Source organism: Kocuria sp. CPCC 205258 (assembly GCF_040981005.1).
In the GTDB taxonomy this organism is placed as follows: Bacteria; Actinomycetota; Actinomycetes; order Actinomycetales; family Micrococcaceae; genus Kocuria; species Kocuria rosea.
The window spans coordinates 1-21,225 of record NZ_JAVKPS010000019.1; the positions used below are offsets into that span (position 1 = coordinate 1).

A 21,225-nucleotide genomic window follows, 5' to 3' on the forward strand; every position below is an offset into this window, starting at 1 on the left:
GGGGGGGGGGGGGGGGGGGGGGGGGGGGGGGGGGGGGGGGGGGGGGGGGGGGGGGGGGGGGGGGGGGGGGAGGGGGGGGGGGGGGGGGCGTCTGCTGCCAACTTATCGCACGCCCGGCACCGCGCCGGGACGCACCGCGGGGCGCCGTCGCCGCCTGACAGCACAGCACAGGGCGTCGCATGCGCCGGGTTCCGGCGCCACCGCCGGGTGTCCGTCAGGGGTGGAGGCCGTCGCCGGCGAGGGCCTCGCGGAAGCGATCGGCGAACCGCGCAGAGAGACTCTCCACGTAGGGAACGGTGAGGTGGTTGTCGTCCCAGTACACGTAGACGTTCCCGACCACGGGCAGACAGGCACCGTCCGGGCACACGAGGTCCGTCATGTCCACCGTCGACACCAGCGCGAGCTCGTCGGCCAGGGCCTGCACAGGGCTGACCGTACCCAGCATCGGATGCTGATCGGCGCACCCGGGGTCGGCGAGGCCGGACTCGACTGCGCACCGGGCAGGAGCGTAGTCGAAACGGGGGGTGTCGCGGACCGCGACGACGGGAACGCCGCGGGTGTCCAGTGCGCGCATGCGCGCCTCCATCCCCGCCGGGAGCTGCTCCCCCGTGGTGGTGGCGAGCGTGCCCTGCACCATGACAAGATCCGGGTCCACCGCGTCGAGCACCGTGTCCGTGTCCTCGAGCCACGGAGCGCAGTCATCGGGACGCATCTGTTCCTCCACCGTGGAGTAGAAGCACGCGGGCCGGATGTAGGAGACAACCCGCCATCCACGTTGCTCGGCGAGCGAGCGCACCGCCGGGGCCCAGTGCTGGACGTGGCTGTTGCCGATGAGCAGCAGGGTCGCCGACGGGTTCTCCTGGGTCACAGTCTCGTGGCACCATCGCTCGTTGACCTGGGCGAGCCCGAGGGACTCGGTACACGGCCCCCCCAGGGAAGCCCACCTCTTGCTCTCGTCGGAGAGCAGGGGCAGGGTCGGGGCGTCCGGGTCGCCCCGGAACTCGAAGCCGGGCTCGAGGACGGCGGCCCCGGGGTTGTTCCGGACGGCCTCGGCCTGGATCCGGTCGGCACGCCGGTCCTCGACGTGCTGCCAGGCGAGCACGGGGGCGGCGACCAGGACGAGACAGAGCACCACGACCCCGGCGAGGCGCCGCTTGTTCTGCTCGGGCCAGGCCCAGGCCTTGAACCGGTCCTCGACCAGCCGGGTGGCCAGCACGGCGAGCACCAGGGAGACGACGATGATCACCGCCCCCGACCGCGGCCCGGCCATGGGCCGGTCCCGCAGCACGAGGTAGGTGACCAGCAGCGGCCAGTGGATCAGGTACAGCGCATAGGCCGAGTCCCCCAGCCGCACCAGGGGCCGCGAGGCGAGGATCCGGTCCAGTCCGAACGGGGACCCGGAGCGGCCGGCCACGATGATCGCCGCGGCCGAGAGCAGCGGCCACAGCGCGATCCACCCGGGGAACGCCCCCTGCACGTCGACCAGCACCCCCACGGAGACCATGCTGAGCAGCCCGGCCCAGCCCAGGGCCACGCGCGCGGTCCGCGGCGGCTTCAGGTAGGGCAGGGCGAGGGCGAGCAGCGACCCGAGGGCGAACTCCCACAGCCGGGTGCGGGTGTCGAAGTAGGCGAACTCCTGCTGAACGGCCGTGCTGTGCACCGACCACGCCAGGGAGGCCAGGAACAGGGTGCCGAACATCGCGACCAGGACGGGGACCGGCCGGAGGCTCCCCCGCCGCGTGAGCAGCCAGGCGGCGGCGAAGATCAGAGGCCAGATCAGGAACACCTGCCCCTGGACCGACAGGGACCAGAAGTGCTGGAACGGCGAGGCGGTGGAGTGGTCGGCGGCGTAGTAGTCGACGGAGCTCAGCGCGAGCGCCCAGTTCTCCGCGTAGAGCACCGAGGCCAGCGCCTCGGTGCGCCACTGCCCGGCGTCGGAGCCGGGGTAGACGGCGGCCACCAGGACGAGGGTGCCGAGGATGGTGAGCACCGCCAGCGGCAGCAGCCGCTTGAACACGTGCAGCCAGTACCGTCCCAGGGCCAGGGGCCGGCCGGCCTCGAGCTTGCGCACGAAGGACAGGGTCAGGAAGAAGGCGGAGATCAGCAGGAACACGTCCACGCCCCCGGAGACCCGCCCGAGGAACACGTGGTAGACCACCACGAGCAGCACCGCGACGAACCGCAGCCCCTGCACCTCGGGGCGGAACCCGGAGTACCGGGCCACCCGCCGGACCGTGTCCGGCTCGACGCCGCCGGGGCCGCCCGGGGAGGTGACCCCCGGGTCAGGGCGCGGGACGCCGGCCTGCACCGTGCTCACGAGGGCACCCCCTGGAGGAGCGTGCCGGGGAGCCGGGTCTCGAGGGCCGGCGCCATCGTCCGCGCGTAGGTCCACGTGAGGTGGTGCGGGTCGAAGAAGACGTGCACGTTGCCCACCACGGGACGGCACAGCCCCTCCGGGCAGATGAGATCGGTGAGGTCGAGCGAGGAGAAGCCGTTCCGGTCCCGGATGGCGTCGGCCGGGTTGACGGGCGCCAGGACCTGCTCGACGGGCACGCGGCACCGGTCGGCGTCCTGGCCGTGGCGCACGGCGCACTCGTAGGGGTTGAAGTCGAACCGGGGATTGTCCCGGAAGCCGACGACGTCGATGCCCTGGCCCGTGAGGCGGTCGACCAGCTCCGGGAACCCCCCGACCATGGCCTCGGCGGGACCGTCCATCCGGGCGGCGTAGGTCGAGGTCGTCATGACCGCGTCCGGGGCGAGCCGCTCCACGTACTCGATCGCCGCGGCGTTCCCCTCGTGGCACGCGTCCCCCTCCGGGCGCACCGCGAAGGCGCAGCCCGGCTGCAGCACGGCGACGAGCTGCCAGTTGCGCTCCTCAGCGAGGGGGATCACCGCGCCCATGAACTGCTCCATGTGGGAGTTGCCGACCACCGCGATCGTCCGCTCGGGGTCCGGCAGGGCCGGGGTCTGGCGGCAGTACTGCTCGAGGACCTCCTGCTCGGGGGCGAACGCCCCGGAACAGGGCTCGGGCAGACCGACCCACTCGTCGCCCAGCGCGGAGGCCAGGGGCAGGGCGGGGGCGTCCGGGTCGCCCCGGAACTCGAAGCCCGGGTCCAGCACCGCCGCCCCGGGGTTGTTGCGGGCGGCGTCCTCCGCCAGCGCGGCCTCCCGCCGTGCGTCGGCCTGCTGCCACGCCAGCACCGGCACCGCCACGAGCGCCAGGCTCACCGCCACCGACACGGCCAGCCGCCGCTTGTCCCGCTCCGGCCACGCCCACCGCTGGAACGGGCGCTCCACGAGCTTGGTGGCAGCCACCGCCAGCACCAGCGACACCAGGATGATCACCACGCCCGACCGCGGCCCGGCCACGGGCCGGTCCCGCAGCACCAGGTAGGTGATCAGCAGCGGCCAGTGGATGAGGTAGAGCGCGTAGGAGGCGTCCCCCAGCCGCACCAGCGGCCGCGAGGCCAGCAAGCGGTCCAGGCCGAAGGGCGAGCCGGAGTGCCCGGCCACGATGATCGCCGCGGCCGAGAGCAGCGGCCACAGGGCGATCCAGCCGGGGAAGGCCCCCTGCACGTCGATCAGCACCCCGACCGAGACCATGCTGAGCATCCCGGCCCAGCCCAGCACCACCCGCACCGACCGCGGCGGCTTCAGGTACGGCACCGCGAGGGCCAGCAGGGACCCGAGGGCGAACTCCCACAGCCTGGCCCGGGTGTCGAAGTAGGCGAACGCCTGGTCCGTGGCGGTCGTGTGCACCGACCAGGCGAGGGAGGCCGCGAAGACCAGCCCGAAGAGCACCGCCAGCACCGGCACCGGCCGCCGGCGCCCGCCCCGGCACACGAGCCACGCCGCCCCGAACACCAGCGGCCACAGCAGGAACACCTGCCCCTGCACCGACAGGGACCAGAAGTGCTGGAACGGGGAGGCCGTGGAGTCGTCGGCGGCGTAGTAGTCCACCTCGGCCAGCGCCAGCGCCCAGTTCTCCACGTAGAACACCGAGGCCAGCGCCTCCGTGCGCACCCGGTCGATCCGCGCCTCCGGGAAGAACCACCACGCCAGCACCAGGGTGCCCAGGATCGTGAGCACAGCCAGCGGCAGCAGCCGCTTGAACACGTGCAGCCAGTACCGCCCCAGCGCCAGCGGCCTCCCCGCCTCGAGCTTGCGCACGAAGGACAGGGTCAGGAAGAACGCCGAGATCAGCAGGAAGATGTCCACTCCCCCGGACACCCGGTCCAGGAACACGTGGTAGACCACCACGAGCAGCACGGCGACGAAGCGCAGCCCCTGCACCTCCGGACGGAACCCGGCGTACCGGGCCACTCGCCGGGCCGTGTCCGGCTCGACGCCGGCAGGAGTGCTCTGCGCACTGAGGGTCGTCATGGGCATCTCCTGGGAACACCGTGCCGCCGGGGGCGCGGCAGTGGTCGGACGGACCCCCGCACTCTACCGGAGGACCCGGCGCGGACCCCGGAACGGACGCGGACCCGCCCCACCGGTGGTGGGACGGGTCCGCGGGGCGAGCCGGCTCGGCGCCGGCCGTCAGTGCCGGCCGTCAGTGCTGGTGGCCGTGGCCGTGCCCCTCGTCCTCGGCGGGCTTGTCCGTCACGAGCGTCTCGGTGGTCAGCACGAGCGCCGCGATGGACGCGGCGTTCTGCAGCGCCGAGCGGGTGACCTTGACGGGGTCGATGATGCCCGCGCCGACCATCTCGACGTACTCGCCGGTGGCGGCGTCGTAGCCGTGCCCGGCCTCGAGCTCGGCGACGCGGGAGGCGACCACGGCCCCGTCCTGACCGGCGTTCTGGGCGATCCAGTACAGCGGCTGCCGCAGCGCGCGGCGGACGATGCCGAGCGCGGTCGCGGCGTCCCCGGTGAGCCCGAGGTCGGACTCGTCGAGGACCTTCGCGGCCTGCACGAGAGCGGTGCCGCCGCCGGCGACGATGCCCTCCTCGAGGGCCGCGCGGGTCGCGGAGACGGCGTCCTCGATGCGGTGCTTGCGCTCCTTGGCCTCGACCTCGGTGGCGGCGCCGACCTTGATCACGGAGACCCCGCCGGCCAGGCGGGCGAGCCGCTCCTGGAGCTTCTCGCGGTCCCACTCGGAGTCGGTGCGCTCCACCTCGGCGCGGATCGTGGCGACCCGGTCCTGGATCTCGGCCGGGGTGCCCCCGCCGTCGACCAGGGTGGTGGTGTTCTTGGTGACCGTGACGCGCCGGGCGGTGCCCAGCTGCTCCAGGGTGACCTGGTCGAGGCTGATGCCCAGCTCGCTGGTGATGAGCTGGCCGCCGGTGAGGACGGCGAGGTCCTGCATGATCGCCTTGCGGCGGTCGCCGAAGCCGGGGGCCTTGAGGGCCACGACGTCGAGGGTGCCGCGCAGCCGGTTGACCACGAGGGTGGACAGGGCCTCGCCCTCGACGTCCTCCGCGATGATGGTCAGCGGCTTCTTGGCCTGGAGGACCTTCTCCAGCACGGGCATGAGCTCCGGCACCGAGGAGATCTTGCCCTGGTACAGCAGCACCAGGGAGTTCTCCATGACCGCTTCCTGGCGCTCGGCGTCGGTCACGAAGGACGGGGACAGGTAGCCCTTGTCGAACTGCATGCCCTCGGTGACGTCGAGCTCCACCTCGGTGCTCGAGCCGTCCTCGATCGTGATGACGCCGTCCTTGCCGACGGTCTCGAAGGCCCGGGCGATGAGCTCGCCGATCGCCGGGTCCTGCGCGGAGATGGTCGCCACGTGGGCGACGTTGGTGCCCTCCACCGGGCGGGCGTTCTCGAGCAGGCGCTCGGAGACGGCCTCGACGGCCTTCTCGATGCCGCGCTTGAGGCTCAGCGGGTCGGCGCCGGCGGCCACGTTGCGCAGGCCCTCCTTGACGAGCGCCTGGGCGAGCACGGTGGCGGTGGTGGTGCCGTCGCCGGCGACGTCGTTGGTCTTGGTCGCCACCTCCTTGGCGAGCTGGGCGCCGAGGTTCTCGTACGGGTCGTCGAGCTCGACCTCGCGGGCGATGGTCACGCCGTCGTTGGTGATCGTGGGGGCGCCCCACTTCTTGTCGAGCACCACGTTGCGCCCGCGCGGGCCGAGGGTGACCTTGACGGTGTCGGCGAGCTTGTTGACGCCGTTCTCGAGGGACTTGCGGGCGGCGTCGTCGAACGCCAGCTGCTTGGCCATGGGCGAAGAGCTCCTTCTGGGGTGGCTGGGGTCGCCAGCGGGTTTCGGGGTCTGGATCGGCGAAGGGTGCCCGCCGCGGGCCCGCCGGAACAGCGGGGCGTGCGGGGGGCACCCTTCGTCAGGACTGCGCGGTCTGCGCCGGGTCGGTGCGGCCCGGTCTACTTGACGACGACGGCGAGCACGTCGCGGGCCGGGAGGACCAGGTACTCCTCGCCGTTGTACTTGACCTCGGTACCGCCGTACTTCGAGAAGATCACGACGTCGCCCTCCTGGACGTCGACCGGGATGCGGTTGCCGGAGTCGTCGACACGACCGGGGCCGACCGCCAGGACCTTGCCCTCCTGGGGCTTCTCCTTGGCGGTGTCCGGGATGACGAGACCGGACGCGGTGGTCTGCTCAGCGGCGAGCGGCTGGACGACGATGCGATCCTCGAGAGGCTTGATGGAGACCGACACGATCTCTCCTTGTCTGTAGGGGTGGAAAACGGTGGGCGACCGCGGGCGGAGCCCGCCGTCGAGCTTCGGGCCAATCGGCGCACCGACCGTCGTCGCGGTGCCGGTCGATCGCCTGGCCCTTAGCACCCTCACCCGGAGAGTGCCAAGGCCAACTGTAGGAGCGGGCTGGCAGTCGGTCAAGGCGAGTGCCAGCGCGCCGACCCCCGCGGGAATGTCCGGCGGGAATTAGGGCACGCCGGTGTTCGCCAATGATTTGCCTCACGCCCGCCCGACCCTCTAGGTTGAGCGGTAAGGCAACCCTTACCTCGGCCGAGCAGCGGTGCCCTCCTCGACGTCCCCGCACATCCGTGCGCAGGTCCGTCGCGCCCATCGGATCCTGCCGGCGTCCTCCACCCCGGAGCACGCCGGCGCCCTCTGCACGAAGGAAGACCATGAACCGCACCCAGCACCCGGCTGCCCTCTTGGCCGTCGCCGGTGTCCTCGCCCTCACCGCCTGCGGCACGGCCCAGGGCGACGAGGCCGCCTCCGCGGAGTCGTCCGCCCCCTCCGCCGCCACGGTCGAGGTCGAGGACAACTACGGCACGCAGACGGTCGAGGCCCCGCCGGCGTCCGTCGTCGCCACCGACAACCGCACCTTCGAGACGCTCGCCGAGTGGGGCGTCGAACTGGCGGCGGCCCCGCGCGCCCTCATGCCGGACACCATCGCCTACGCCGACGACGAGTCCGTCGTCGACCTCGGCAACCACCGCGAGCCCGACCTCGAGGCCGTCGTCGCCGCGGACCCCGACCTCATCGTCAACGGCCAGCGCTTCGCCGACTACCGCGAGGACTTCGCCGACCTGGTGCCGGAGGCCACCATCGTCGAGCTCGACCCGCGGGAGGACGAGCCCTTCGACGAGGAGCTGAAGCGGCAGACCTCCGTCCTGGGCCAGGTCTTCGACCGCGAGGACGAGGCCGAGCAGATCAACGGCGACTTCGACGCGGCGATGCAGCGCGTCATCGACGGCTACCGGCCCGGCGACACGGTCATGGCCGTCACCGTCTCCGGCGGCGAGATCGGCTTCATCGCCCCGGGCAACGGACGCACCCTGGGCCCGCTGTTCGAGATCTTCGACTTCGCACCGGCCCTCGAGGTCGAGGGCGCCAGCGACGACCACCAGGGCGACGACATCTCCGTCGAGGCGATCGCCGACTCGAACCCCGACTGGATCCTCGTGATGGACCGCGACGCCGCGATCTCCGCCGAGGACCCGGAGTACACCCCGGCGCAGGAGGTCATCGAGAACGCCGCGGCCCTGCAGAACGTCACCGCGGTGCAGGAGGGCCAGGTCGTCTACATGCCCCGGGACACCTACACCAACGAGGGCATCCAGACCTACACCGAGTTCTTCGACACCCTGGCCGACGCCATGGGCGCGCAGGACTGACCCATCGTCCGGACGGCGGTGGCGGGGTCCGCCCCACCACCGCCGTCCGCCGGGCACGAGGCCGGAGGAAGGACTGACCCCATGTCGACGATCGTGTCGAGACCCCCCGCGGCGAGCAAGGGCTCGCTGTTCGACTGGAAGCTGCTGCTCGGTGCGCTCGGCGTCCTCGCGCTGCTGGCCGCGTCCCTCCTCACGGGGGTCTACGACGTCTTCGGCGCCGAGGACGGCGACGAGATGTTCGCGATCACGCGGATCCCCCGCACCATCGCCCTGGTGCTGGCCGGCGCCGCCATGTCCATGTCCGGCCTGGTGATGCAGCTGCTCACGCAGAACCGCTTCGTGGAGCCCACCACGACGGGCACCACCGAGTGGGCGGGGCTCGGGCTGCTGCTCGTCATGCTCCTGGTGCCCACCGCCACGGTCCTCACCCGGATGCTCGGCGCCGTGACCGCGGCCTTCATCGGGACCATGGTCTTCTTCCTCTTCCTGCGCCGCGTCTCCCTGCGCTCCTCCCTCATCGTGCCCATCGTCGGCATCATGCTGGGCGCGGTGGTCGGGTCCGTCTCGACGTTCCTGGCGCTGCAGACGGACATGCTGCAGAACCTCGGGGTCTGGTTCGCCGGCAGCTTCACCTCGGTGCTGCGCGGTCAGTACGAGGTGCTGTGGATCGTGCTCCTGGTCGGGATCGCGGTGTTCCTCGTGGCGGACCGGCTCACCGTCGCCGGGCTCGGCGAGGACGTCGCCACCAATGTGGGGCTGAACTACCACCGCACCGTCCTGCTCGGGACCGGGCTGATCGCGGTGGCCACCGGCGTCGTCACCGTCGTCGTCGGCAACCTGCCCTTCCTGGGCCTCATCGTGCCGAACATCGTCTCGATGGTCCGCGGCGACGACCTGCGCAGCAACCTGCCGTGGGTGTGCCTGCTCGGCATCGCCATCGTGACGCTGTGCGACCTCATCGGAAGGATCGTCATCATGCCGTTCGAGATCCCCGTGTCCGTGATCCTCGGGATCGTCGGCGCCGTGGTGTTCGTCTGCCTGCTCCTGAGGCAGCGTCGTCGTGTCTGAGGCCGTGCTCAGCACTCCCGCACCCGCACCGGCCGCGGCGCCGGCGGCCCCCGCCGCACGGGGCCGCGCCGGGGCGTTCCCCACCCCGCGGGCCCGGCGGCGGTACTGGACGGTCGTCGCCGTGCTGGCCCTCGCCTCCGCGGGCTTCGCCTTCGGCCTGCTGGCCTGGGACAACCCGATGCCGGTCGGCTCGGACGGCTTCTGGCGGATCGCGGACCGCCGGGTGACGAGCGTGGTCATCATGGCGGTCGTGGCCTTCTGCCAGGCGATCGCGACCGTGAGCTTCCAGACGGCCACGAACAACCGGATCATCACCCCGTCGATCATGGGCTTCGAGTCCCTCTACGTGGCCATCCAGACGTCCACGGTGTACTTCCTGGGCGCCGCGGGGATCCTCGTCCTGCAGGGCGTGCCGCAGTTCCTGCTGCAGGTGGCCCTCATGGTCGCGCTCTCCCTCGCGCTCTACGGCTGGCTGCTCTCGGGCCGGTACGGGAACCTGCAGGTGATGCTGCTGGTGGGCATCATCATCGGCGGGGGCCTCGGCTCCGTCTCGACCTTCATGCAGCGCCTGCTGTCCCCCAGCGAGTTCGACGTGCTCTCCGCCCGGCTGTTCGGCTCCGTGACGAACGCCCAGGCCGACTACCTGCCGGTGGCCGTCCCGCTGTGCCTGCTGGCCGGGGGCGCCCTGTGGCTGAGGTCCTCGCGCCTGAACGTGGTCGCCCTCGGGCGGGACGTGAGCCTGAACCTCGGCCTGCGGCACCGCGCCGAGATCATGGGCACCCTCTTCCTCGTCTCCGTCCTGATGGCCGTCTCCACCGCCCTGGTGGGCCCCATGACGTTCCTCGGCTTCCTGGTGGCGACGCTCGCCTACCAGTTCGCCGACACGTACGACCACCGCCACCTCTTCCCCGTGGCGGTCCTCACCGGGTTCCTCGTCCTGACGGGCGCCTACTTCGTCCTGAACCACGTCTTCTACGCCCAGGGCGTCGTCTCGATCATCATCGAGCTCGTCGGCGGCTCCGTCTTCCTCTACGTCATCCTCCGAAAGGGCCGGCTGTGATCACCCTGACCAACGTGCGCAAGGACTACGGCGGTGAGGTCACGGTCGGGCCCGTCGACCTCGAGATCCCGTCGGCCGGCATGACCGCCCTGGTCGGCCCCAACGGGGCGGGCAAGTCCACGCTGCTGACGATGATCGGACGCCTGCTCGGCCTCGACGACGGCAGCATCGACATCGCCGGCTACGACGTGGCCCGGACCCGGTCCAAGGACCTCGCCCGGATCGTCTCCGTCCTGCGCCAGGAGAACCACTACATCACCCGGCTCACCGTGCGGCAGCTGGTGGGCTTCGGCCGCTTCCCCCACAGCCGCGGCCGGCTCACCGCCGTGGACGACGAGATCATCGGCAGGTACATCGACTTCCTCGGCCTGGCGCCGCTGGAGCACCGCTATCTCGACCAGCTGTCGGGCGGCCAGCGCCAGCGCGCGTACGTCGCCATGGTCCTCGCCCAGGAGACCGACCACGTGCTGCTGGACGAGCCCCTCAACAACCTGGACATGCGGCACGCCGTGTCGATGATGCAGCACCTGCGGCGGGCCTGCGACGAGATGGGGCGCACCATCGTCATCGTGCTCCACGACATCAACTTCGCCAGCCACTACGCGGACCGGATCTGCGCCGTCAAGGACGGCCGGGTCGCCGAGTTCGGCGAGCCGCACGAGATCATGGACGGCGCGGTCCTCACCCGGGTCTTCGAGACCCCGGTGACCGTCATCGACGGCCCCCGCGGCCGTCTCGCCGCGTTCTACTGACCGGTGCCCGCCCGGACGGGCGGGGGCGGATAGGGTGGACCGATGCAGAACGAGGCGACCGACATCGCACCCCTGCTCACCGCCGAGGGGAGTCGCCTGCTGGAGGCCGTGGGCCCCTACGACGCCGACGACGCCCTGGGGGCCGCGACCCGCCTGCGCGCCGCGGGGCACGATCCCCGGCTCGTCTCCGCGGTGCTCACCCAGTCCCGGCTCCGCGCCAGGGCGCGGGAGAAGTTCGGCGATTTCGCCGACCGCATGCTCTTCACCCGGGCCGGCCTCGAGCAGGCCACCCGGCTGCGCGTGGCCGCCCTGCACGCCCGGCGCTTCGCCGACGCGCACCTGGTGCACGTGGCCGACCTCGGCTGCGGCATCGGCGCGGACGCGCTCGCGCTGGCCTCCCTGGACCGCCGGGTCACCGCCGTGGAGCTCGACGAGACCACGGCCGCGGTGGCCACGCTCAACCTCCTCCCCTTCCCCGAGGCCACGGTGCTGCAGGCCGACGTCGAGCGGCTGGACCTCACTACCCTGCCCGGCGGACCGCCGGACGGGGTGTGGCTGGACCCGGCCCGGCGCACCACGTCGTCGTCGGGCACCCGCCGGATCTTCGACCCCGAGGCGTTCTCCCCGCCCCTGTCCTTCGTCGAGTCGCTGGCCGGGCGCGGCCTGCCCGTCGGGGTGAAGCTGGGGCCGGGCATCCCGCACGAGGCGGTCCCCGCCGGGTGCGAGGCGCAGTGGGTCTCCGACCGGGGCGACGTGGTCGAGGCCGTGCTGTGGTTCAACGCGGTGGCCCGCCCCGGCGTGCGGCGGGCGGCGCTCGTGCTCTCCGAGCACGGGTCCGCGGAGCTCACCAGCCCCGAGGACCACGACCCCGCCCACGCCGACGCCGTGGTCGGACCCGTGGGCGCCTACCTCTACGAACCGGACGGCGCGGTGATCCGGGCGGGGCTCGTCACGGACCTCGCCCGGCAGCTGGGCGCGCGGCTGATCCACCCCCGGATCGCCTACCTCACCTCCGACGAGCTCGTGCGCACCCCGCTGGCCCGTGCGTACCGCGTGCGGGAGGTGCTGCCGCACACCGTCAAGGTGCTCAAGCGGTGGGTCCGGGAGCACGAGGTCGGCACGCTCGAGATCAAGAAGCGCGGCACGGACGTCACCCCGGAGGAGCTGCGCCGCCGGCTCGCGCCGAAGGGCCCCGGACGGGCCACGCTCGTGGTCACCCGGACGGCCCCGGGCCCCGGCCCGGAGAGCCCGGGGCGGGGCGGCGCGGACCCCGCGGAGCAGCGCGTCGTGATCGTCGTGGAAACCGTAGACTGATGGCTCCGCGGGCCGACCGGCCCGCCCCCAGAGCACGGAGGACCTGCCGCGTGGAGATCTCGTTCGCCCGCTCCCACCAGTCGACGCTGGGCGTCGAGTGGGAGATCGCCCTCGTGGACGGCACCACCGGGGATCTCGTCCCCCGGGGCCGGGAGACGTTCGAGGCCGTCCTGGACGCCCACCCCGCCTGGGGCACGGACGGCGACCACCCGCACCTGACCGGGGAGTTCCTGCTCAACACCGTCGAGCTGGTCACCGGGGTGTGCCGGGACGTCGCCCACTCCACCGAACAGCTGTCCACCATGCTGGACGAGATCCGCAAGGTCACCGACCCGCAGGGCCTCGAGGTCTTCGCCGCCGGCACCCACCCGTTCGCCCGCTGGCAGGACCAGCAGGTCACCGACAAGCAGCGCTACCACAAGCTCGTGGACCGCACCCAGTACTGGGGCCGGCAGATGGTCATCTACGGGGTGCACGTGCACGTGGGCCTCGACTCGCGGGCGAAGGCGCTGCCCGTGCTGGACGGGCTGCTGACCTACTACCCGCACTTGCTGGCGCTGTCCGCGAACTCGCCCTTCTGGGCGGGCGAGGACACCGGATACGCGTCCCAGCGCTCCATGATCTTCCAGCAGCTGTCCACGGCGGGGCTGCCGTACCACTTCCCGTCCTGGGACGCGTACGAGCAGTGCATCACGGACATGATCGCCACCGGCATCATCGAGGAGATGAGCGAGGCCCGCTGGGACGTGCGCCCCGTGCCCCGGCTGGGCACCGACGAGGTGCGCTTCTGCGACGGGCTCTCGACCCTGTGGGAGGTCGGGGCGCTCACGGCGCTCACCCAGTGCCTCGCGGAGTCCATCTCCCGGGACGTGGAGGCGGGCCGGCCCCCCGCCCGCCTGAAGCCCTGGCACATCCAGGAGAACAAGTGGCGCGCCGCCCGCTACGGCCTCGACGCCGAGGTCATCACCGACCCGCGCAACGTCGAGCGGGACCTGCGCACGGACCTGACCGCGCTGCTCGACCGGCTGGAGCCCGTGGCCGCGCAGCTGGGCTGCTCCCGGGAGCTCGCCGACGTGGAGCGGATCCTGGAGCAGGGCGCCGGCTACCAGCGCCAGCGCGCGGTCGCCCGGGCCCACGACGGGGACCTGCACGCCGTCGCCCTCGACATCGTCCGCCGCACCCGGGAGAACGACTGACCCGCCCGCCCGGCACGCCCCGCTGGACGCGGGGACCTGTTCGTCCCTAGGTTGCAGGCATGACGAACACGACCGGCACCGGCCCGGACCCCTCCGCCCGCCACGCCCCGCAGGACCACGGGGTGCTGCAGCTCGGCGCCCTGCACCCCCTGCTGGAGGAGGGGCTGGCCGCCGAGTTCTCCGCCCTGCGCCTGCCCGAGGACCCCGCCGAGCAGGACCGCTTCCTCGAGCGGCACGCCGGCGACGTCAGGGTGGCGGTCGGCTCCGGGCGCACCGGCGTGGGCCCGGACCTGATGCGGCGGCTGCCCCGGCTCGAGGCCGTCGTCCACTTCGGCGTAGGCTACGACGGCACGGACGCCGCCGGGGCCGCCGCGCGCGGCATCGTGATGAGCAACACCCCCGACGTCCTGACCGACGCCGTGGCGGACACCGCGCTGGCCCTCTACCTGGACGTGCTGCGCCGCTTCTCCGCGGCGGACCGCTACGTCCGGCGCGGGCAGTGGGAGAGCACGGGGGACTTCCCGCTGGGCCGGCACGCCTCCGGACGGCGGGTGGGCGTGCTGGGCCTGGGCAGGATCGGCCGGGCGGTCGCCGTCCGGCTGGAGGCGCTGGGTTGCGAGATCCACTACCACAACCGGCGCCCGGCCACCGGCAGCGGGTACGCCTACCACGGGTCCGCGGCGGAGCTGGCGGCCGCCGTCGACGTGCTCGTGGTCGCCGTCCCCGGCGGCCCGGACTCCGCCGGGACGGTCGGCGCGGAGGTGCTGGACGCCCTCGGCCCGGACGGGTTCCTCGTCAACGTCGCCCGCGGCTCGGTCGTCGACGAGCGGGCCCTGGTGGCGGCGCTGCAGGAGGGCCGGCTCGGCGGGGCCGGCCTGGACGTCTTCGCCGACGAGCCCCGGGTGCCGGCCGCCCTGCGCGAGCTCGACACGGTGGTGCTCCTGCCGCACGTGGGCAGCGCGACCGTGGAGACCCGGCGGGAGATGGCCGAGCTCGCCCTGCGCAACCTCCGCAGCTGGCTGGCCGACGGCACCATGGTCACCCCCGTGCCGTGAGCGGCCCCGGCCGGCTCAGACGGAGACGGTGGTGACCGGCAGCGAGGAGTCGGCGGCGAAGTCCAGCCCGGAGGGCGCACGGCCCTCGGCCACGACCCGGGCGGCCAGCGCGGCGACCATCGCCCCGTTGTCCGTGCACAGCGGCAGCCGGGGGATCACCAGCTCGATCCCGTGCGCGGCGCAGCGCTCGGCGGTGAGCTCGCGCAGCCGGGAGTTCGCGGCCACTCCCCCGCCGAGCAGCAGCGTCCCGAGCCCCTGCTCGGTGCACGCGAGCACGGCCTTGCGGGTGACCACGTCGGCCACCGACTCCTGGAAGGACGCCGCGACGTCGGCGACCGGCACCGGCTCGCCCCGCGCCTCGTAGCCCTCGACGACCCGGGCCACGGCGGTCTTGAGCCCGGAGAAGGAGAAGTCGTAGCGGTGCGGGCCGGGCCGCTCGGCGGAGCCCATGTACTTGCCCGCGCTCAGCCCGCGGGGCAGGCGGAAGGCGGTGGGGTCCCCGTCCCGGGCGGCGGCGTCGATGGCCGGGCCGCCGGGGTAGTCGAGGCCCAGGACGCGGGCCACCTTGTCGTAGGCCTCACCGGCCGCGTCGTCGATCGTGGCCCCGAGCAGGCGCACGTCCCGGGAGAGGTCCTCGACGGCGAGGATCTCGGTGTGCCCCCCGGAGACCAGCAGCGCCCCGAGGCCGGGCGGCAGCCCGTCGTCGAAGTCGCCCTGGAAGCCCTCGATCCCGGAGTCCTCGAGCAGACCCACGCTGACGTGCGCCACGAGGTGGTTGATCGCGTAGAGGGGCTTGCCCGTGGCCACGGCGAGGGCCTTCGCGGCGGCCGTGCCCACCATCAGGGCCCCGGCCAGGCCGGGTCCGGAGGTCACCGCGAGCGCGTCGAGGTCCGCCAGGCCCACGCCCGCCCGGTCCAGGGCCTCGCGCAGGGCGGGGACGATCGCGTCGAGGTGGGCGCGGGAGGCGATCTCGGGGATCACGCCGCCGAAGCGCACGTGCTCGTCCATCGAGGAGGACACCACGTTGGCGAGCAGGGTGCGTCCCCGCACGATGCCCACGCCGGTCTCGTCGCACGAGGACTCGATGCCCAGCACGAGGGGTCCGTCGGTCATGGGGTCTCCTCCGTCGGGGCGGCCGGGGTGTCGGTGGCGGCCGGGGTGTCGGTTCCGGTGAGGTCGAGGCGCATGATCAGCGCGTCGGCGCCGTCCCGGTAGTAGCGGGGGCGGGTGTGGATCTGCTCGTAGCCGAAGCGGCGGTAGAGCTGCTGGGCGCGCGGGTTGTCGGCACGGACCTCGAGCAGCACCTCGGTGGCCCCGAGCTCCCGGGCCTGCGCGTGCAGGGTGCGCAGCAGGGCGGAGCCGATCCCGCGTCCCTCGTGCTCGGGGACCACCGCGATGGTCTGCACGTCGCCCACGGGGCGGATGCACATGAGCCCCGCGTAGCCGACGATCACGCCGTCCTGCTCGGCGACCCAGTACCAGCACACGGGCTGGGCGAGCTCCGCGAAGAACATCTCGAGCGGCCAGGCGTCGACCGGGAAGAGCCGCCGCTCGAGCGCGTGCACCGCCGCGACGTCCGCGGGGACCATCCGGCGCAGCGTCCAGGAGCCGGGGGCGGGGCTCACGCGCCCGCCCGCTTCCGGGGGCCGGGGACCTTCGCGTCGGACTCGCGCAGGTACAGGGGGGTCGTGTCCGGGGACAGCGCCTCCCCGCGGGCGGTGCGGCGCGCGGCGGCGAGGCCCAGGGACGACGCCGTGGGCTGGGCCGCGGCGAACTCCGGCACGGGCCGGGCCAGCCGGTCCGCGTAGATCCCCGCCCCGCGGCCGTAGGCGGGCAGCTCCGGGAGCTGCTCGGCGGCGGCCACGCCCGGTCCCCCGGTGCGCCGCGGGCCGTCCTCGGCCGCGGCGAAGCGGGCCCAGTAGACCTCCCGGCGCCGGGCGTCGGTAAGCACGAGGAACTCCTCGTGACCGGCCGCCCGGGCGGGGCCGGCCGCGTCCTGGGCGAGGGCCTCGAGGCTCATGAGACCGTGCAGCGGCACGTCCCACGCGAAGGCGAGCGCCCGCGCCGTGGCGATCCCCGCGCGCAGGCCGGTGAAGGGCCCGGGGCCGGTGCCGACGAGGACCCCGTCGAGGTCGGCGCCGGTGACGCCGCGGCCGGCCAGCAGGTCGCGGACCGCGGGGGCCAGGACCTCGGCGTGGGAGCGGGTGTCCGGGCTCGCGTAGGAGCCGAGGACCTCGCCCGCACCGGTGACGAGGGCGGCGGAGGCGACGGCGGAGGAGTCCAGGCACAGGAGGAGCACCCGACCAGTGTAGTGCCCGCCCCCGGGGGCGCCTCCCGGCTCAGTCGAGCCGCGGGGGCCCGACCGCCCAGCGCGGGCCGATCCCCGTGAGGGTGATGCGGCGGGGCTCGTCGTCCTCGTCCGGGTCCTCGTCCCCGGCCGCGCCCAGGACGAGGGGGTCGGCGCCCACGGCGCGCTCCAGCACGATCTCGAGGCGGGAGTCGGCCAGGTGCTCGACCTTCCCGGCCCCCCACTCGACCACGGTGACGGCGGTGTCCGCCGTGTCCTCCAGGTCGATGTCGTCGACCTCCGCCGCGGAGCCCAGCCGGTAGGCGTCGACGTGCACCAGGTCCGGGCCGCCGGGCCGGGGACCGTCCGGGACGTTGGGGTGCCGGCGGACCAGCACGAACGTGGGCGAGATGATCCCCGCGCGCACCCCCAGTCCCCGGCCCAGCCCCTGGGTGAACGTGGTCTTGCCCGCGCCGAGCTCGCCGGTGAGGACCAGCAGGTCCCCGGCGCGCAGCTGGGCGCCCAGCCGCTCGGCCAGGGCCTGGGTGCGCCCGGGCCCGTCCACGGTCACGGTCCGGGTCCACTCGCTCATGCCTGCTCCTCCGCCGCGCCGGCCGGGTCCTCCGCGGCGTGCAGGTGCACCCGGGGCACGCGGGGCGAGACGCGGGTGACGATCTCGTAGTTGATGGTGCCGGCGGCGTCCGCCCAGGCGCTCGCCGAGGGGTTCTCCCCCGCCCCGAACAGCACGGCCTCCGCCCCGAGCAGCCCGTGCTCGGGGGCGGAGCGTCCCGGCGCGCCGAGGTCGACCACGATCTGGTCCATCGCGACCCGGCCGACCTCCGGGTAGGTGCGGCCCTGGATCCGCACGGGTCCGCCGGTGCCGGAGCGCGGGACGCCGTCCGCGTAGCCCAGCGGGACGAGCGCCAGGGTGGTGGGGTGGTCCGTGACGTAGCCCAGCCCGTAGGAGACGCCCTGGCCCGCCGGCACCTCCTTGACCGCGCTGACCGTGCTCCGCAGGGTCATGGCGGGCACGAGACCGAGCTGCTCCGGGGTGCGGTCCGCGAACGGGGAGAGCCCGTAGAGGGACACTCCCACCCGGACCATGTCCAGGAGCATGTCCCCGGGGCGCTCGAGCCCGGCGGCGGAGAGGAGACCGGGCGAGTTCGCCGCGTGCCGCAGCCCGGGCCGGAGCCCGGCGGCCCGCGCCGTGGCCACGGCCGCGCGGAAGCGCTCGAGCTGCTCCCGGGTCTCGGGCCGGGACGGCTCGTCGGCGACGGCGAGGTGGGTGAAGACGCCGACCACCCGCACGAGCCCCTCGGTCTCGGCCTGCGCGGCGGCCCGCACGAGCTCGGGCCAGAGGGCCTCCGGCGCGCCGTTGCGGCCCAGTCCGGTGTCGATCTTGAGGTGGATCCGGGCGGTGGTCCCGAGCGCGCGGGCGGCCGCGGCGATCGGGGCGAGCTCCCAGCCGCTGACGCCCAGCTCGACGTCGGCGGCGAGCGCCGCCCGGAAGTCGGTGTCGACGGTGTGCAGCCACGCGAGCACGGGCGCCCCGATCCCCGCGGCGCGCAGGGCGAGGGCCTCGCCGACGTGGGCGACGCCCAGGGCGTGGGCGCCGGCCTCGAGGGCCGCCCGGGCCACGGGCACCGCACCGTGGCCGTAGGCGTCGGCCTTGACCACGGCCATGAGCCGGGCGGGGGCGGCGAGGTCACGGAGCCGGCGCACATTGGCGCGGACGGCGGCGAGGTCGACCACGGCGCTGCGCTCGCACCGGGGCGGAGGGGGGAGGGCGGATCCGGACGGGGCGGCCGGGACGGGGTCTGGACGGTTCACGGCTCCCATTGTGGCACCGCCGCCCCCGGGCCCGGACCGGGGCCCCGGGGGCGGCGGCTAGAGTTGAGCCGTGTCCGCCGCGCCCCGCCACGTCCTGCTGATCAGCCTGCACACCTGTCCCCTCGAGCAACCGGGGTCGGGGGATGCGGGCGGCATGAACGTCTACGTGCGCCACCTCGCCGAGGCCCTCGTGGACGCCGGCCACACCGTGGACATGGCCACCCTCGACCGGGGCCGCGGCGCCCCGGCCGTCGTCGGCGTGCGGCGCACCCGCATCCGCGAGGGGCTGCGGCTGCTCACCGTCTCGCTGCCGGGTGCCGCCGGGGCGAGCAAGGAGGACCTGCCCGGGTTCACCGCGGCCTTCGCGGAGGTGCTCCGCGCGGAGGCCGACCGGCCCGACGTCGTGCACGCCCACTACTGGCTCTCCGGCGCCGCGGGCCGGGAGCTCGCCGACGGCTGGGGCGTCCCCCTCGTCCTGACCCTGCACACCACGGCGCTCGGGAAGAACCTGCGCGCCCGGACCGGGGAGGGCCTCGAGCCGGCCTCCCGCGCCGAGGCCGAGGCCGGGCTGATCGCCCGGTCCGAGGCCACGGTGGTGAACACCCGGACCGAGGCGCTGCAGATGATCGAGCTCTACGACGCCGATGCGGGGCGCCTGACCGTGATCACCCCCGGCGTCGACCTCTCGGCCTTCTCCCCGGACCCCGCCCCCGGCGAGCCGCGCCGCGCCGACGAGCCGCCCCCCGGCTCACCGGGGCGCCCGCTGCGGATCCTGTTCGCCGGGCGCCTGCAGGCGCTCAAGGGCCCGCACGTCCTCGTCGACGCGCTCGCGCGGATCCGGCGGTCCGACCCGGGCCTGCCCGTGGAGCTGGACGTCGTGGGGGTCGGCACCCGGGGCTTCACGGCCGTGCTCCGGGAGCGCGTGCGGGAGCTGGGGCTGGAGGACGTCGTGCGCTTCGGGCCCGCCCTGCCGGCCCCGCAGCTCGCCGCCCGGATGCGCCGGGCCGACGTCGTGGCCGTCCCCTCCTCCTCCGAGACGTTCGGCCTCGTGGCCCTGGAGGCGCAGGCCTGCGGCACGCCGGTGCTCGCCACGGACGTGGACGGGCTGCGCACCGCGGTGCTCGACGGGCTCACCGGCCGGCTCGTGCCCGACCGCGACCCCGGCTCGTGGGCGCGGGCCGTGGTCGAGCTCGCCGGCGACCCGGCCGCCCTGGAGCGCATGGGCCGGGCCGCCGCCCGGCGCGCCGAGGGCCACTCCTGGGACCGCACGGCCCTGGCCACCGCGGAGGTCTACGCCCGGGTCCGCGCCCGGGCGGGGGTACGCGACGGTAGCGGCCGGCGCCTGAATACACTCGAACGGTGACGACCTCCCCCCTCTCCCCCGCAGACCTCGCCCGCCACCTCGACGACCACCGCATCACCGGAGCGGTGGCGACCTCCCGGGAGGCGAACCTGCGCAACATCCAGGGCTTCCTGGACGGCGACCAGCACCAGCACATGGGCGTGGTGCGCACCCGGGAGTGGAGCTTCGACGACGTGTTCGCGCTGATGCGCGACCGCGTCGGCATCTCCCCCGACCGGGCGCACGCCGAGGGCCAGGACACGATCTCCGCGGAGCTGGCCGTCGCCGGGCTGGAGCGCTACGCGCGGGTCCTCGGCGAGGTGGTCGCCGCCGGCGGGCGCGTGCTCTTCGCCACCGGCCACCCGGCCGGCCTGTTCCCGGTCTACGCGCAGCTGGCCCGGGTGGCCCGCCGCGCCGGCGCACACGTGGTGCAGGTCCCGGACGGCTTCGCGTTCGAGGACGGCGACGTCCGGCAGATCGAGAGCGTCGTGATGGTCGAGCAGTACGGCGGGCTGCGGCACACCCACTTCCCCGGGCCGATGTCCCTGACCCTGGAGAAGCTGCGCCGGGACGGGCAGAACCCGCCCGACCTCGTGGTCGCCGACCACGGCCTCGCCGGGGCGGCCGGGTCCCGGGGGCTGCGGACCATCGCGGTCGCCGACTGCAACGACCCGGGCGTGTTCGTGGCGGAGGCGCAGGGCCAGGTCGAGGTCGCCGTGCCGCTCGACGACAATCTCCCGCCGCGCGTCTACGAACCTGTCACGGCGTTCGTGCTCCACCGCGCCGGCCTCGCGGACTATCTCTGAGGCCACGGAGCACGGGACCCCCGCACCGTTCCCGGTGCGGGGGTCCCGGGCCCGGGAGCGGCGGGCTCAGCGTTCGCGCTCGCCGCGGATGAAGGCCTCCAGGTCCGCCCTGGCCACGTCGTCGGGCAGCTGCAGGTGCGGGGACTTCATGAAGTACGCCGACGCGGAGGTCAGCGGGCCCCCGATCCCGCGGTCCAGGCCGATCTTGGCGGCGCGGATCGCGTCGATGATCACCCCGGCCGAGTTCGGGGAGTCCCACACCTCCAGCTTGTACTCGAGGCTGATCGGGGCGTTGCCGAAGCCGTGGCCCTCCAGGCGCACGAAGGCGAACTTGCGGTCCTCCAGCCACGGCACGTGGTCCGAGGGCCCGATGTGCACGTCCTTCGTCCCGAACTCCTTCTCCACGTTGGAGGTCACCGCCTGGGTCTTGGAGATCTTCTTGGACTCCAGCCGGGTGCGCTCGAGCATGT

Annotated in this window: 18 protein-coding genes and 1 pseudogene; 9 read left to right on the top strand and 10 right to left on the bottom strand. The window is 73.9% G+C overall.

Annotated elements, in window-relative coordinates; translation table 11 throughout:
* Positions 1-214 precede the first annotated feature (214 nt).
* The 4 genes from RF644_RS18285 to groES all read right to left on the bottom strand — a co-directional run bounded on the left by RF644_RS18285 (position 215) and on the right by groES (position 6,618).
* Positions 215-2,317, bottom strand: coding sequence for an acyltransferase family protein (locus RF644_RS18285; RefSeq protein WP_368797605.1), 2,103 nt, complete (start codon positions 2,315-2,317; stop codon positions 215-217).
* The gene (locus RF644_RS18290) at positions 2,314-4,383 is read right to left on the bottom strand and encodes an acyltransferase family protein (RefSeq protein ID WP_368797606.1); all 2,070 of its coding nucleotides are present in this window, start codon (positions 4,381-4,383) and stop codon (positions 2,314-2,316) included. Before RF644_RS18290 ends, RF644_RS18285 begins: the two co-directional genes overlap by 4 nt.
* 172 nt (positions 4,384-4,555) lie before the next feature.
* A complete protein-coding gene (gene groL / locus RF644_RS18295) occupies positions 4,556-6,163 on the bottom strand; it encodes a chaperonin GroEL (protein WP_035924783.1) in 1,608 nt (535 codons plus the stop codon).
* Between the two features lie 158 nt (positions 6,164-6,321).
* The gene (gene groES / locus RF644_RS18300) at positions 6,322-6,618 is read right to left on the bottom strand and encodes a co-chaperone GroES (RefSeq protein WP_017834525.1); all 297 of its coding nucleotides are present in this window, start codon (positions 6,616-6,618) and stop codon (positions 6,322-6,324) included.
* Between the two features lie 431 nt (positions 6,619-7,049).
* On the opposite strand from groES, the gene RF644_RS18305 reads away from it, so the two are divergent.
* From RF644_RS18305 to RF644_RS18335, 7 genes are all read left to right on the top strand, one after another.
* Positions 7,050-8,045, top strand: coding sequence for a siderophore ABC transporter substrate-binding protein (locus RF644_RS18305; RefSeq protein WP_368797607.1), 996 nt, complete (start codon positions 7,050-7,052; stop codon positions 8,043-8,045).
* Between the two features lie 81 nt (positions 8,046-8,126).
* On the top strand, positions 8,127-9,113 hold the full coding sequence (locus RF644_RS18310; RefSeq protein ID WP_368797608.1) for an ABC transporter permease: 987 nt from the start codon (positions 8,127-8,129) through the stop codon (positions 9,111-9,113).
* On the top strand, positions 9,106-10,173 hold the full coding sequence (locus RF644_RS18315; RefSeq protein ID WP_017834522.1) for an iron chelate uptake ABC transporter family permease subunit: 1,068 nt from the start codon (positions 9,106-9,108) through the stop codon (positions 10,171-10,173). Before RF644_RS18310 ends, RF644_RS18315 begins: the two co-directional genes overlap by 8 nt.
* On the top strand, positions 10,170-10,925 hold the full coding sequence (locus RF644_RS18320; RefSeq protein ID WP_017834521.1) for an ABC transporter ATP-binding protein: 756 nt from the start codon (positions 10,170-10,172) through the stop codon (positions 10,923-10,925). The genes RF644_RS18315 and RF644_RS18320 overlap by 4 nt, the downstream gene beginning before the upstream one ends.
* A gap of 42 nt (positions 10,926-10,967) precedes the next feature.
* Entirely contained in the window at positions 10,968-12,239 is a 1,272-nt protein-coding gene (locus RF644_RS18325; RefSeq protein WP_368797609.1) for an SAM-dependent methyltransferase, read from the top strand.
* A gap of 50 nt (positions 12,240-12,289) precedes the next feature.
* The gene (locus RF644_RS18330; RefSeq protein ID WP_035924797.1) at positions 12,290-13,435 is read left to right on the top strand and encodes a glutamate--cysteine ligase; all 1,146 of its coding nucleotides are present in this window, start codon (positions 12,290-12,292) and stop codon (positions 13,433-13,435) included.
* Positions 13,436-13,494: 59 nt separating this feature from the next.
* A complete protein-coding gene (locus tag RF644_RS18335; protein ID WP_368797610.1) occupies positions 13,495-14,490 on the top strand; it encodes a 2-hydroxyacid dehydrogenase in 996 nt (331 codons plus the stop codon).
* A gap of 15 nt (positions 14,491-14,505) precedes the next feature.
* Here RF644_RS18335 and tsaD read toward each other — a convergent pair whose 3' ends face one another.
* From tsaD to alr, 5 genes are read right to left on the bottom strand one after another with little or no spacing between them, the layout of a single operon-like run.
* On the bottom strand, positions 14,506-15,603 hold the full coding sequence (tsaD, locus tag RF644_RS18340) for a tRNA (adenosine(37)-N6)-threonylcarbamoyltransferase complex transferase subunit TsaD (protein ID WP_035924800.1): 1,098 nt from the start codon (positions 15,601-15,603) through the stop codon (positions 14,506-14,508).
* The gene (gene rimI / locus RF644_RS18345) at positions 15,600-16,079 is read right to left on the bottom strand and encodes a ribosomal protein S18-alanine N-acetyltransferase (protein WP_368797615.1); all 480 of its coding nucleotides are present in this window, start codon (positions 16,077-16,079) and stop codon (positions 15,600-15,602) included. Before rimI ends, tsaD begins: the two co-directional genes overlap by 4 nt.
* A 32-nt stretch (positions 16,080-16,111) precedes the next feature.
* The gene (gene tsaB, locus RF644_RS18350; protein WP_251355391.1) at positions 16,112-16,789 is read right to left on the bottom strand and encodes a tRNA (adenosine(37)-N6)-threonylcarbamoyltransferase complex dimerization subunit type 1 TsaB; all 678 of its coding nucleotides are present in this window, start codon (positions 16,787-16,789) and stop codon (positions 16,112-16,114) included.
* Positions 16,790-16,829: 40 nt separating this feature from the next.
* A complete protein-coding gene (gene tsaE / locus RF644_RS18355) occupies positions 16,830-17,369 on the bottom strand; it encodes a tRNA (adenosine(37)-N6)-threonylcarbamoyltransferase complex ATPase subunit type 1 TsaE (protein ID WP_368797611.1) in 540 nt (179 codons plus the stop codon).
* Positions 17,366-18,607, bottom strand: coding sequence for an alanine racemase (alr, locus tag RF644_RS18360; protein ID WP_368797612.1), 1,242 nt, complete (start codon positions 18,605-18,607; stop codon positions 17,366-17,368). Before alr ends, tsaE begins: the two co-directional genes overlap by 4 nt.
* Positions 18,608-18,677: 70 nt before the next feature.
* Here alr and RF644_RS18365 point away from each other — a divergent pair, with 70 nt between their 5' ends.
* Together RF644_RS18365 and RF644_RS18370 are read left to right on the top strand one after the other, a co-directional pair.
* Positions 18,678-19,970 (top strand): glycosyltransferase, encoded by a 1,293-nt coding sequence (locus RF644_RS18365; protein ID WP_368797613.1) that lies wholly within the window; start codon positions 18,678-18,680, stop codon positions 19,968-19,970.
* Positions 19,967-20,755: a phosphatase gene (locus RF644_RS18370; RefSeq protein WP_368797614.1), complete on the top strand. Its 789-nt coding sequence runs from the start codon at positions 19,967-19,969 to the stop codon at positions 20,753-20,755. Before RF644_RS18365 ends, RF644_RS18370 begins: the two co-directional genes overlap by 4 nt.
* A 66-nt stretch (positions 20,756-20,821) precedes the next feature.
* On the opposite strand, the pseudogene RF644_RS18375 reads toward RF644_RS18370, so the two are convergent.
* Positions 20,822-21,225: pseudogene (locus tag RF644_RS18375) on the bottom strand (inositol-3-phosphate synthase); the annotation flags it as partial.

Coding starts and splice junctions, on each gene's coding strand:
- RF644_RS18335 (WP_368797610.1), top strand. CDS start 13,495: ATGACGAACACGACCGGCACCGGCCCGGACCCCTCCGCCCGCCACGCC.
- tsaD (WP_035924800.1), bottom strand. CDS start 15,603: ATGACCGACGGACCCCTCGTGCTGGGCATCGAGTCCTCGTGCGACGAG.
- groL (WP_035924783.1), bottom strand. CDS start 6,163: ATGGCCAAGCAGCTGGCGTTCGACGACGCCGCCCGCAAGTCCCTCGAG.
- RF644_RS18305 (WP_368797607.1), top strand. CDS start 7,050: ATGAACCGCACCCAGCACCCGGCTGCCCTCTTGGCCGTCGCCGGTGTC.
- RF644_RS18310 (WP_368797608.1), top strand. CDS start 8,127: ATGTCGACGATCGTGTCGAGACCCCCCGCGGCGAGCAAGGGCTCGCTG.
- tsaE (WP_368797611.1), bottom strand. CDS start 17,369: ATGAGCGAGTGGACCCGGACCGTGACCGTGGACGGGCCCGGGCGCACC.
- RF644_RS18290 (WP_368797606.1), bottom strand. CDS start 4,383: ATGACGACCCTCAGTGCGCAGAGCACTCCTGCCGGCGTCGAGCCGGAC.
- rimI (WP_368797615.1), bottom strand. CDS start 16,079: ATGGTCCCCGCGGACGTCGCGGCGGTGCACGCGCTCGAGCGGCGGCTC.
- RF644_RS18325 (WP_368797609.1), top strand. CDS start 10,968: ATGCAGAACGAGGCGACCGACATCGCACCCCTGCTCACCGCCGAGGGG.